The sequence below is a fragment of the Streptomyces sp. GESEQ-35 genome (genome assembly GCF_017948485.1).
Classification (GTDB): Bacteria; Actinomycetota; Actinomycetes; order Streptomycetales; family Streptomycetaceae; genus Streptomyces.
On record NZ_JAFFSX010000008.1, the window covers coordinates 1 to 12,211 of the forward strand.

Annotated in this window: 12 protein-coding genes; 4 read left to right on the plus strand and 8 right to left on the minus strand. The window is 69.9% G+C overall.

All coding sequences use genetic code 11. The annotated features are described in order from the left end of the window. Window positions 1–826 (plus strand): ATP-binding cassette domain-containing protein (locus KCH87_RS17200; protein ID WP_210586990.1); only part of this gene is annotated, 826 nt, incomplete at its 5' end. 29 nt (window positions 827–855) lie between these two features. Next, window positions 856–1,875, plus strand: a complete 1,020-nt coding sequence (locus KCH87_RS17205) for a Gfo/Idh/MocA family protein (RefSeq protein ID WP_210586991.1) — start codon at window positions 856–858, stop codon at window positions 1,873–1,875. A 58-nt stretch (window positions 1,876–1,933) separates the two neighbouring features. Here KCH87_RS17205 and KCH87_RS17210 read toward each other — a convergent pair whose 3' ends face one another. The 4 genes from KCH87_RS17210 to KCH87_RS17225 are packed head-to-tail and all read right to left on the minus strand — an operon-like array spanning window position 1,934 to window position 5,966. Further along, a complete protein-coding gene (locus KCH87_RS17210) occupies window positions 1,934–2,953 on the minus strand; it encodes a Gfo/Idh/MocA family protein (protein ID WP_210586992.1) in 1,020 nt (339 codons plus the stop codon). Continuing rightward, window positions 2,950–3,954, minus strand: coding sequence for a Gfo/Idh/MocA family oxidoreductase (locus KCH87_RS17215; protein WP_210586993.1), 1,005 nt, complete (start codon window positions 3,952–3,954; stop codon window positions 2,950–2,952). Before KCH87_RS17215 ends, KCH87_RS17210 begins: the two co-directional genes overlap by 4 nt. Window positions 3,955–4,009: 55 nt before the next feature. Then, entirely contained in the window at window positions 4,010–4,771 is a 762-nt protein-coding gene (locus KCH87_RS17220) for an SDR family oxidoreductase (protein ID WP_210586994.1), read from the minus strand. Between the two features lie 16 nt (window positions 4,772–4,787). Further along, entirely contained in the window at window positions 4,788–5,966 is a 1,179-nt protein-coding gene (locus KCH87_RS17225) for a phytanoyl-CoA dioxygenase family protein (protein ID WP_210586995.1), read from the minus strand. A gap of 107 nt (window positions 5,967–6,073) precedes the next feature. Here KCH87_RS17225 and KCH87_RS17230 point away from each other — a divergent pair, with 107 nt between their 5' ends. Then, window positions 6,074–7,120 carry a LacI family DNA-binding transcriptional regulator gene (locus KCH87_RS17230; RefSeq protein ID WP_210586996.1) on the plus strand — a complete coding sequence of 349 codons (1,047 nt, stop codon included), beginning with the start codon at window positions 6,074–6,076 and terminating at the stop codon, window positions 7,118–7,120. A gap of 89 nt (window positions 7,121–7,209) precedes the next feature. Here the strand turns inward: KCH87_RS17230 and KCH87_RS17235 are convergent, their stop codons facing one another. The 4 genes from KCH87_RS17235 to nac form a co-directional block, all read right to left on the minus strand. Continuing rightward, a complete protein-coding gene (locus KCH87_RS17235; protein WP_210586997.1) occupies window positions 7,210–8,238 on the minus strand; it encodes an L-idonate 5-dehydrogenase in 1,029 nt (342 codons plus the stop codon). 29 nt (window positions 8,239–8,267) lie between these two features. Next, the gene (locus KCH87_RS17240) at window positions 8,268–9,038 is read right to left on the minus strand and encodes an SDR family oxidoreductase (protein ID WP_210586998.1); all 771 of its coding nucleotides are present in this window, start codon (window positions 9,036–9,038) and stop codon (window positions 8,268–8,270) included. Next, window positions 9,035–10,063: a D-glycerate dehydrogenase gene (locus tag KCH87_RS17245; protein ID WP_210586999.1), complete on the minus strand. Its 1,029-nt coding sequence runs from the start codon at window positions 10,061–10,063 to the stop codon at window positions 9,035–9,037. Before KCH87_RS17245 ends, KCH87_RS17240 begins: the two co-directional genes overlap by 4 nt. Window positions 10,064–10,165: 102 nt before the next feature. Then, complete coding sequence (nac, locus tag KCH87_RS17250) at window positions 10,166–11,119, minus strand: nitrogen assimilation transcriptional regulator NAC (RefSeq protein ID WP_210587000.1); 954 nt, start codon at window positions 11,117–11,119, stop codon at window positions 10,166–10,168. 309 nt (window positions 11,120–11,428) lie between these two features. Between nac and KCH87_RS17255 the strand changes: the two genes are divergently transcribed. Further along, on the plus strand, window positions 11,429–12,211 hold the full coding sequence (locus tag KCH87_RS17255; protein ID WP_210587001.1) for a LamB/YcsF family protein: 783 nt from the start codon (window positions 11,429–11,431) through the stop codon (window positions 12,209–12,211).

The following is a 12,211-nucleotide window of genomic DNA, read 5'->3' on the forward strand; positions in this document are numbered from 1 at the left end:
AGAGCTGCGCAACGCGGGCAAGGCGTACGGCAACATCCATGCCCTGCACGGGGTCAACTTGCGGGTCCATCCCGGCAACGTCACCTGCGTGCTGGGCGACAACGGCGCCGGCAAGTCGACCCTCATCAAAATCATTTCCGGGCTGCACCAGCACACCGAGGGCGAGTTCCTCGTCGACGGCGAACCGGTGCACTTCTCCACCCCGCGCCAGGCTCTCGACCGCGGCATCGCCACCGTCTACCAGGACCTCGCCGTGGTCCCCCTGATGCCGGTGTGGCGCAACTTCTTCCTCGGCTCCGAGATGACCAAGGGCCCCTGGCCCATCCGCCGTCTCGACATCGAGAAGATGAAGAAGACCGCCGACGAGGAACTGCGCAACATGGGCATCCTCCTGGACAACCTGGAACAGCCCATCGGCACCCTCTCCGGCGGCCAGCGCCAGTGCGTCGCGATCGCCCGCGCCGTCTACTTCGGCGCCCGCGTGCTCATCCTGGACGAGCCGACCGCCGCCCTCGGCGTCAAGCAGTCCGGCGTGGTCCTCAAGTACGTCGCCGCCGCCCGCGAGCGCGGCCTCGGCGTCATCTTCATCACCCACAACCCCCACCACGCCTACATGGTCGGCGACCACTTCAGCGTCCTGCGCCTCGGAACCATGGAGCTGAACGCCTCCCGCGACGACATCAGCCTCGAAGAGCTCACCAACCACATGGCCGGCGGCACCGAACTCGCCGCCCTCAAGCACGAGTTGTCCCAGGTACGCGGCGTCGACGTGGCGGAGCTCCCCGAAGAGGACGCCCTTCAGGTCGGCGCTCCCCAGGCCAACTGACCCTCACCAGCACCGGAGACATCACGAACATGCCACCTCAGCGAGACCTGGGTGTTGCCGTCGTCGGCACCGGCAAGATGGGCGCGGACCATGTGCGCAGACTCGACGACGTCGTCAGCGGGGCACGCGTGACAGCCGTCGTCGACATCGACGCGGACCGCGCCAAGACGCTCGCGGACGCCATCGAGGGCTGTACGGCGTACACCGAACCCGCGGCGGCCATGGCAGCGACGGATGTGGACGCCGTACTCATCGCCTCCCCGGGGCCCGCCCACGAGGCGGCCCTGCTCGAAGCCCTCGGCCGTGACCTGCCGGTGCTGTGCGAGAAGCCGCTCACCCCCGACGCGGCCTCCGCCCTTCGCGTCCTGGAGGCGGAGCAGCGGCTCGGGCACCGGCGTGTCCAAGTGGGCTTCATGCGGCGCTACGACACCGAATACATGAAGATGAAGCAGCTCCTCGACGGCGGGGAGCTGGGCAGGACACTGATGCTGCACCACCGGCACCGGAACCTGTCCATGCCGCCGTGGTTCACCAACGAGATGCTCATCAACGACTCGGTGGTGCACGAGATGGACGTGACCCGCTGGCTCCTCGATCAGGAGATCACCGCGGTCACCGTGCACAAGCCTGCCCCGACGTCACATGCTCCGGCCGGTATGAACGACCCTCAATTCGTCCTCTTCGAAACCGAGTCGGGTGCCCTGGTCGACGTCGAGATCTTCGGTCACTGCGGCTACGGCTACCAGGTGCACGCCGAAGCGGTCTGCGAACGCGGCACCGTACGGATCGACGACGAGCACGGCCCGCGGCTGACCGCCGAAGGCCGTTGGGGTGGCCGAGTCACACCGGACTACCTCGAGCGTTTCGACGACGCCTACGACCGCGAGGTTCAGGCCTGGGTGGACGCCACGCGGCGCGGCGAGACGGCCGGCCCCAGTGTCTGGGACGGCTATGCGGCCGCTGCCGTGTGCGAGGCGGGCGTGCTGTCCCAGCGGGAGGGGCGGCGCGTCGAGGTCGAGCTGATCGGGCGGCCCGCCTTCTACCAGTAGGCGGCACACAGCAGTTGAGGGCGGTACCCGTACGGGTACCGCCCTCTTCCGTTGCTTCTCAGCCGACGTCCGGAAGCACCGTACGCGGCCGGACCGGGAACCCGGCCGCCTGGTAGCACTCGTCGATGAGACGCATGGTGGTCAGCGCGTCGTCCGCGTCGAGAACCAGCGGCGCATCATCCCGCAGATGGGCCGCGAAGGCCTCCAGCTGGAAGGTGTACGACGACCGGCGGCCGAGTTCCTCGGTGCGCTCGCCGGCTGCCGTGCGCACCACCACGCGGTCGTCCAGGTGCGGCTGCACGAAGTTCATCACCGTGGCCTCGCCCCGCGTGCCCACGACACGGCAGCTCATCTGCCACTTGTCGTACGCCATGTGGCAGTTGGCCGTACCGGTGGCCCCGCCGGGAAACTCCAGATCGGCGTACAGCCACTCGTCGACGCCCGCGGCCCCGGCCTTCTCCCCGCCGCGCGCGGCGACCAGCCGGGGCGCGCCGCCCGCCCAGGGCGCGAGCATGCGCTGGGCGTGCAGGCTGTAGCACCCGAGGTCCATCAGTGCGCCGCCCGCCAGCGGGAGCGACCACCGTACGTCGCTGTCCGGCGGCGCGGGCATGGCGACCATGGTCTCGACATGCCGGAGGTCGCCCAACTCCCCGCTGTCCAGCAGCTCGTGCAGGCGCAGGATGACCGGGTGGAACAGGTAGTGGAAGCCCTCCATGAACACCGTGCCCGCCTTGGCGACGGCCGCGTGGACCTCGGCCGCTTCCGTCGCGTTGCTCGCGGACGGCTTCTCGGTGAGGACGTGCTTGCCGGCCTGGAGGGCGGCCAGGTTCCACGGCCCGTGCAGGCTGTTCGCAAGGGGGTTGTAGACGACGTCGATCTCCGGGTCGGCGACAAGGTCGGCGTAGGAGTCCGCCACCCGCTCCACGCCGTGCGTGGCGGCGAAGGCCTCGGCCCGGTCGCGGTCGCGGGCGGCGACCGCGACGAGGCGGTGGCCGGTCGCACGGGCCGGTCCGACGATCGACAGTTCGGCGATCCGGGCCGCGCCCAGGACGCCGATCCGCAGGGGCTCGTCCGTCATGACTTGCGCACCTCGTCGAGTCGTACGGGCCGGTGCTCATGCAGCGACAGGGTGCACGCCTCGGCGATCCAGCTCGCCTCGATGGCGTCCGCGACCGTGCAGGGGGAGGTGCGGGTGCCGGCGACGACCTCGGTGAACGCGGTGAGTTCGGCGCGGTAGGCGGCGGCGAACCGGTCCATGAAGAAGTCGTGCGGGGTGCCCGCCGGGAACGTGACACCCGGCTCCACGGAGCGCAGCGGCAGCTTGTCCTCCAGGCCGACCGCGATGCTGTCCTTCATGCCGTGCAGCTCCAGGCGCACGTCGTAACCGCGGGCGTTGTGCCGGGAGTTGGAGATGACGGCGATGGCGCCGTCGTCGAGGGTGAGCAGGGTGGACGCCGTGTCGACGTCACCCGCCTCACGGATGAACTCCGCACCCCGGTTGCCACCGGTCGAGTAGACCTCGACCACCTCGCGGCCGGTCACCCAGCGCACGATGTCGAAGTCGTGCACGCTGCAGTCGCGGAAGATGCCGCCGGAGACGGCCACGTAGGCGGGCGGCGGCGGGGCCGGGTCGAGGGTGGTGGACCGTACGGTGTGCAGGTCGCCGAGCTCACCGCTCACCACCGCCTTGCGCGCGGCCACACAGCCCGCGTCGAAGCGCCGGTTGTAGCCGATGTGCACCTCGACGCCGCTGCCCTCCACCGCACGCAGCACCTCCAGGCTCTCCTCGACCCCGCGTGCCACGGGCTTCTCGCAGAAGACCGGGATGCCCGCCTTCACGGCGGCGAGGATGAGCTGGGGGTGCGCGTCGGTCGCGGCGGCGATCACGACGCCGTCGACTCCGGCGGCCAGCAGGGCCTCGGGGGAGTCGGCGGCGGTGGCCCCGAAGCGTTCGGTGGCCGTGGCGACGGCCGCGGCCACCGGGTCGGTGACCACCAGGGAGTCCACCGCGTCGAGCCCGGCGAGGGTCTCTGTGTGGAAGGCGCCGATGCGGCCCAGTCCCATGATGCCTATACGCATGAGAATCGTGCTCCTTCTGCTGAAATGCGGCTCAGTCCTGCTGTTGAAGTGCGGCTCAGTCCTGGCCGCCGAAGACGTTCTGGTCCCAGTCGATGACCGAGCCGGTCACCACGCCGCTGCGGTCGGAGAGCAGGAAGACGACGAAGTCGGCGATCTCGTCGACCTGCCCGAGCTTGCCCATGGGCTGTGATTGGGCGGCCTTCTCCCGCCAGTCGTCGCCCGCCCCGTGGAAGGCGCGCTGTGTGGCGTCCTCGCCCTCGGTGTCCGTCCAGCCGATGTTGAGGGTGTTGATCCGGATCCGGTCCCAGCGGTGCGCGTGCGCGGCGTTGCGGGTCAGGCCCGCCAGACCGGCCTTGGCCGCGGAGTACGGGGCCAGGTTGGGCGGCCCGCCGTGGGCGCAGTTGGAGCCGATGCTTACGATGGTGCCCGGCGCCTTGCGGGCCGTCATGTCGGCCACCGCCGCCTGCATCGCGAAGAACGGCGCGCGCAGATTGATCGCCATGTGCTGGTCGAACAGTTCCGGCGTGGTGTCCAGCAGCGAGCCACGTGACGTCAGCCCCGCTGCGTTGACGAGGCAGTCGATGCGCCCGTGAGCGTCGACGGCCTGTACGACGCTGTCCCGCGCCTGCGCCGGATCGGAGAGGTCCGCCCGCACGAAGCGCGCGCCCGTGTCCGCGGCGAGCTTCTCGCCGACCTCGGCCCGACGGCCGGTGAAGACGACGGTCGCGCCTTCCCGTACGGCCGCCCGCACGATGCCCGCGCCGACGCCCTGGCTGCCGCCGTTGACGAGGACGACTTTGTCCTCAAGGAGTCCCATGAATGCTGTGTCCTTTTCAGCTCTGGCGGCGTTTGGCGGCCGCCTGTAGTTCCTGGCGCAGCCGCGCGGGGGCCCAGCCCTCGGCGACGGCCTGCCAGACGGTGTCCGCCTGGGAAGGCGGGGCGAGACCGTCGACCGGCGGGTCGAGGTCGAGATCGGTGGGGAAGGGGTAGCCCTCGGCGCCGGCCGCGATCACGCGGCGCAGCCAGTCCTCCGGGGCGCCCTCGGACTTGCGGCGCAGCAGCACCGGGAACAGTGCGTTCGCCATCGCCTCGCGGTCCACGCTCTCCATCGCGCGGCCGAAGGCGGAGGAGACCTGCAACAGGTTCGCCATGCGCCTGATGTCGGCCGACCGGTTGTGCCCGGCGGCGTGGAAGAGCGCCGGGTTGAAGAAGACCGCGTCGCCCTTCTCCAGCGGGAGCTGGACGTGGTGGGCGTCGAAGTACTCGACGAACCGCGGCAGTCGCCAGGCGAGGTAGCCGGGCTCGAACTTCTGCGAGTGCGGCAGGTACAGGGTGGGGCCGGACTCGACGGGCATGTCGCAGTGGGCCACCGCGCCCTGAAGGGTGAGCACCGGTGAGAGGCGGTGGACGTGCGCCGGGTAGGCGGCGGCACGCTCCTGGGTGAGGAAGCCGAGGTGGTAGTCGCGGTGGACGTTCTGCGCCGCGCCGCCCGGGTTGACCACGTTGACCTGGGAGGTCACCTGGTAGGCGGGGCCGAGCCAGGCCTCGGAGATCAGCTCCAGGATGTCGTTGGCGTAGTAGTCGGCGAACACCTCCGGCGCCCGTACGGCCACCTTGTCCAGGGCGTTCCAGACGCGGTCGTTCGCGCCCGGCCTGGCGAAGTGGTCGCCGCGGGCCGCGCCGCTCGCGCGCTCCTCCTCGATCAGTGCGCGGAAGGCCTCGGACGCCGCGTCCACGACGGCCGCGTCCGCGAAGGCGCCCTTGAGGACCACGATGCCGGGCCCGTCCAGCAGGGCCCGGACCAACTCGTCCTGCACGCTCCGGCGGCCCTCGGTGGAGGCCGCCAGAGAGCGGAGCCGATCGCTGTCGTAGAGCGGGACGTTCTGCTCGACCCGCTCGGCCGAGGGATGGTCGGCGAGGTCGGTGCGCTGCTCCACGAGCGAGCGGAACGCGTCGAGATCGCAGTCCGCCTCGGTCAGCCAGGTGTGCGCTCCCGCGGCTCTGGGAGACATCCGGGTCCTTTCGCAGTCCGTGCATTTCTGCCAGTCTTGAGAACCCGAACCCATCATTCAATGCTTACCAATGCATCAAAAATCCATCACTGCTTTTGGGATCAGTCATGCGACACCGCTACCCGATCAGGGAAATCGCCCGCCAGGCCGGACTGAGTACGGCCACGGTCGACCGCGTCCTCAATCAGCGGGGCAATGTGACGGAGAGCACCATCAGGGAGGTGCACGAAGCCATCAGCGACCTGGACCGCCAGCAGAGCCAGGTCCGGCTCGGCGGCCGCACCTTCATGATCGACATCGTGATGCAGACCCCGGAGCGATTCTCCACCGCCGTACGCGAGGCACTCGAAGCCGAGCTGCCCTCCCTGCATCCCGCTCACGTGCGCTCACGTTTCCACTTCCGCGAGACCTGCCCTCCCGCCGAACTGATCGGAACCCTGGACAAGATCGCCAAGCGTGGTACGCAGGGCGTGATCCTCAAGGCCCCCGACGAGCCGGAGATCGCAGCCGCGGTCGGCCGGCTGGTCGCGGCCGGCATTCCCGTCGTCACCCTGGTGACCGACCTGCCCCACAGTGCGCGCCTGGCGTACGTCGGCATCGACAACCGCGCGGCCGGCGGCACCGCCGCCTACCTTCTCGGACAGTGGCTGGGCAAGCGGCCCGGCAACGTGCTCACCACCATCAGCCGGGGCTCCTTCCGAGGCGAGGAGGAGCGCGAGATGGGCTTCCGCAGCGCGATGCGCCTCGCCGACCCCAGGCGCTCCCTGGTGGAGGTCACCGACAGCGACGGCCTCGACGCCACCCAGCACGATCTCGTCCTGGCGGCGCTCAAGAGGGACGAGGACATCATCGCCGTCTACTCCGCGGGCGGCGGCAACCTCGCCACCCTCGACGCCTTCGAGACGCTCGGGCGGGAGTGCGCGGTGTTCATCGCCCACGACCTCGACCACGACAACACGCACCTGCTGCGCGAGCGCCGCCTGTCCGCGGTCCTCCACCACGACCTGCGTCAGGACATGCGCCGCGCCTGCCAGATCATCATGCGCGCCCACAAGGCACTCCCCGACGACGGACCGTCGCTGCCCTCGGCGATCCAGGTGGTCACGCCGTTCAACATGCCACCGGGCGCTCCGTCCGTGCCGGTCGTCGACTGAGACCGCGGAGGCGGTGAGCACGAGACCGAGCTGATGGACGCTCAGCTCCATGGGTAGGGGGCGTAGCGAAGTGAGCGGGTTGTCCTCCGTCAGGTACGGGTCAGGTCCAGGAGGACCTTGGAGGCGATGGTCCGGTCGTGGGCGAGGTCGAAGGCCGCGTCGGCCTCGGCGAGCGGGAAGGTGTGCGTAACGATCGCGTCGACGGGCAGGCCTTGGGCCAGCAGGTCGAGCGCCTCGTCGAACTCGGAGTCGAAGCGGAAGGCGCCCCGAAGTTCCAGTTCGCGGGTGACGGCGATGTTGCCCAGCAGGGGCACGTCTCCGGATGGCAGCAGGCCGAGGAGCACGACGGCTCCTCCGCGACGCACCCGTTCCACGCAGCTTCGTAGACCCGCAGGCGCTCCCGACGCCTCGACGGCGATGTCGAACGGATCCGGCCACGCGTCGTCATCGGGGGCGTCGGCCCGCAGGGTGGCGGTAGCCCCGGATGCGGCCGCGATGCGCAGGGGGGTGTCGAGGAGATCGGTCACCACGACCTCGGCGGCTCCCTTGCGGCGCAGAACGGCGGTGACCAGGCACCCGATCGGCCCTGCTCCGGTGACCAGCACCCGCTTGCCCGTGACGTCACCGGCCCGGTGCACGGCGTGCAGGGCCACCGACAGGGGTTCGGCCAGTACGGCACGGCGCAGCCCGAGTTCTGGCGGCAACGGGCGGATCTGTGCCGCGGGCACGGTGACGAGTTGGGCGAAGCCGCCTTGGACGTGGGGTGTGCGGGCGGCGCTGCCGAGGTAGCGGGTGTCGGCGCAGATGTTGCGGCGGCCGGCCTCGCAGTCGGGGCAGCGGTCGCACGGTGTGGCGGGATGGACGGCCACCGGGGTCCCGACGGCCGGTCCCGCGCCATCGGGTCCCAGGGTGGCGACATGGCCGACGATCTCGTGGCCGAGCACCATCGGCTCCCGGACGGTGAAGTCGCCGACCCGGCCGTGGCGGTAGTAGTGCAGGTCCGATCCGCAGATTCCGCCCAGGGCGACCGCGACGGTCACCTGGCCGGGTCCGGGCGGGGCGGGGGAGCGGTGCTCGACCCGGAGGTCTCCTGCCGCGTGGACGACGCAGGCTTGCATGGTGAGGGTTCCTTCCGTTGCGGCGTCCGTCACAGGACGGAGAGCATGCCGCCGTCGACGTAGAGCACCTGCCCGTTGACGAAGTCGGATGCTGGGGAGACCAGGAAGATCAGGGCGCCCACGAGGTCGTCGACATCGCCCCAGCGACCCGCCGGTGTACGTCTGCGCACCCAGGCGCTGAAATCCTCGTCAGCCACCAGGGCAGAGGTGAGTTCGGTGTCGAAGTATCCGGGTCCGATGCCGTTCACCTGGATGCCCAGGGGCCCGAGGTCGGCACACATGCCCTTGGTGAGCATCTTCAGGCCGCCCTTGGTGGCGGAGTAGGCGGCGATGCCCGGCCGGACCGCTTCGCTCTGTAGTGAGCAGATGTTGACGATCTTTCCGCGGTGCCGTGTTGCCATGCGCCGTGCGACCTCGCGGCCCACGAGGAAGGCACTGGTGAGGTTGGTGTCGAGGAGGCGGTGCCAGTCGTCGTCCGTGAACTCCAGCAGTGGGCTGCGGTGTTGGACTCCCGTGTTGTTCACCAGGATGCCGATCGGTCCGGTCTCCTCCTCGACCCGGGCGATGCCGGCGGCGACGGCCGCCGAGTCCGTCACATCGAAGGCGGCCGCCCGTACCCGGTCCCCGAAGGAGGCTGCAAGCTCCGAAGCGGTTGCTTGCAGGGTCGTGGTGTTCCGTCCGTTGAGGACGACCGTGCAGCCGGCCTCCAGCAGGCCCCTGGCGAGCGCCTTGCCGATGCCGCGGCTGGAGCCGGTGACCAGGGCTGTCTCCCCGGTGATGTCGAACAGCGGGTGGCTCATGTGCCCGCCTCCAAGGCAGGCACGCGTGCCTCCGCGGTACGGGTCGGCACGCCGGGCGTCGCCGGGCTGCCGGGAAGAGGGGTGCGCGCCGGGCGTCCGCCGAGGATGTCCAGGACGTTGTCGACCGCCAGATCGACCATGGCGGCCCGGGTGGCCTCGGTGGCCGACCCGATGTGGGGCAGCGTGACCACGTGGTCCTCCGCCACCAGGGGGGACAACTCCGTTCCCATCGGTTCGCGTTCGAAGACGTCGAGCCCGGCGGAGTGCAGCCTTCCGCCCCGGACGGCGTGCAGCAGGGCCTCCTCGTCGACGACACCGCCGCGGGAGGTGCTGACGAGTGTGGCCGTGGGCTTCATCGCCGCCAGTTCGCGGGCCGAGATCAAGTGCCGTGTCTCCTCCGTGAGCGGCACGTGCAGCGACACGATGTCGGACTCGGTCAGCAGCGTGGGCAGATCCACCGAGGTCGACAGCCCGTCGTCGGCGGCGTAGGGGTCGTGGTGCAGCACATGCATGCCGAACCCATGGGCCCGGCGGGCCACCGCGCGGCCGATCTGACCGTAGCCGATCAGGCCGAGAGTGGCTCCGTGGATGTCCAGGCCGAGGTAGTCGCCCATCCGGAACAGCTCCCAGGAGCCCTCCGCGAGGCTCGCCTGGGCGGCGCCGAGCCGACGGCGGGCGGCGAGGATCAGGGCGAAGGTGAGGTCGGCGGTGGTCTCCGCGAGCACGCCAGGGGTGTGGGTGACGACGATGCCCCGCTCCGCGGCGGCAGCCCGGTCGACGTTGTCGAAACCCATGCTCGCCAGCGATATGACCCGCAGCGAGGGGCCTGCCGCGTCCATCAGCGCGCCGTCCACCGGGTCGTTGCCCAGTGCCAGAACGCCACTCACCCCGGCGGCGAGCGAGGCGAGGTCGGAAGGTCCTGGCTTCTCGGTCCCGGGCCAGGCGACCACATCCGCTGTCTCCGACAGGCGGCCCAGGCCGCGGCCGGGCAGGTTTTCACGGGTGGTGAGGACACGCGTTTTCATCTATGTCTCCAGTGACGAGTCATGCATTGTCGACCGGGCGGCTGCTTTCGAAAGAAGCTAGCCGGGGCGGTCACCGGAAACAAATAGCGGATTCATGTGACGCTATTGCCGATCCTTATCCCCACCGAGGGGGCCCTTGAAATCATTTCCGGGGGAGCCGTCAAAGGAGTTGATCAGTTCGAGGAACAGGTCGTGCACGGCCAGGGCGGGTTCCGAAAGGGGCTGATTGTCCGACGTCACCACGGAGAGCTTCACCTGGATGACGGGATCCACGATGCGTCGGACCGACAGGGAGCGGACGTCGAGGATGGCGCGCGCCGCCGACCAGGGCAGGACCGTGGCGCCGAGGTCCGCGTCGACGGCATTGACGAGCGTCAGCGCGGATTCGACCTCGCCGACCACGTTCAGTCGGAGCGACGCCTGCTGGAAGGCGGCGTCCACGACCTGCCGGATCGTGTGGATGCGGCTGGGGAGCAGCAGGGGCACACTCGCCAGTTCCGCCAGCCCCACCTCGCCCTGCCCCGGCGGCGCCGTCGCGCCGGGCGCGCCGATCAGGAACAGGTCCTCCGTGCGCACCGGCTCGAACTGCACTCCCCGCAGCGGGCCGGCCCCGTAGATGAACGCCATGTCCATCCGGCCGGTCATGATGGCCTCGCTGATCACGCCGCCGAAGTTCTCGTTGATGTGCAGCAGGATGTCCGGGTAGCGCTCGCGCACGTTCTTGAGGAGCGGCAGCGCGAGCGCCGCGCCCAGGCTGTACGGCGCGAGTCCCACCGACACGCTGCCCGCGGGGGCCCGGCCGGAGACGTCGACGGCGGAGTGTGCGAGGTCCACCTGCCGGAGGATCAGCTGGGCGTGCCGGTACAGTGCCCGGCCCGCCTCGGTCGGGGCGACCCCGCGTTTGCTGCGGATCAGCAGTTGCTGTCCGAACTGCGCTTCCAACGCGGACAGTTGCTGGCTGAGTGCCGGCTGCGCGATGTGCAGGATGTCAGCCGCGCGCGTGATGCTCCCCGCGTCGATGATCTTGATGAACGAGTAGAGACGCCTGGTGTCCATGCGGGGCCTTCCACGGTGAGCGGAGCCTCATCGTAGGGAGGGGTCACCCCGAAGCACACCCCGGCGAGCCCCAGGGTGTGAGGCGAGTCATAGCCGTTCGCGATAACGCCAGACCGAACGGATATTGGCGATCACGTGAGCATGGCCCTAAGTTAAGCGGAACATCCAGCCCGGACCTGCTCGATGAATTCGCTGTCTGTGTCCGAGGTGTTCGGATCCCTTTTCGGGTGTCACGAAGACGTGACGGCATTTCCTTTACCGCTCACCCTTCTTCGCTTTCCTTTCCCGCATTCTCTCCCGGAGGACGTCATGACCCCCATGGTTGATCTCGTCGCCGATCTCGGCGAGGGGTTCGGCGCCTACACGATGGGCGACGACGAGGCCCTTCTGGAGATGCTCACGTCCGCCAATGTGGCCTGCGGATTCCATGCCGGTGATCCGCGCATCATGGACGCCACGGTTCGGCACTGCGTGGAGAAGCAGGTGGCCGTGGGTGCGCACCCGAGCTTTCCCGACCTCGTCGGCTTTGGCCGCCGCGCGATGGACCTCACCCCGGAGGAGGTCCGCACGGACGTCCTCTATCAGGTCGGCGCCCTCCAGGCGTTCGCCGTCGCGCACGGGACGCGGGTGCATCACGTGGCCCCGCACGGACGCCTGGGCAACCTGGTCGCCGTACGCGCCGACTACGCCCGCGCGGTCGTGGACGCCGTCGCCTCCCTGGACGAGTCGCTGATCGTCCTCGCGCAGGACGGCGAGCTCGCCGACGCCGCCCGCGCCCGCGGACTGCGTGTGGGGATCGTCGGCATCGCCGACCGCGCGTACCGCTACGACGGGACCCTCGTCCCCCGCTCCGAGCCCGGAGCAGTGATCCACGACCCGGACGAGGTCGCCCGGCGGACACTGCGGATGGTCTCCGAGGGGCTCATCCGCAGCGTCGACGGCAAGGACATCCCGGTCACCTGCGACACCGTGCTCCTGCACGGAGACAGCCCCGGAGCGATCGCGCTGGCCGGCCGTATCCGCGAGCAACTCCTGGCCGCCGGCGTCGAGATCACCCCTCTCGACAAAGTGCTGAGCGGCAAGGGCGCCTGA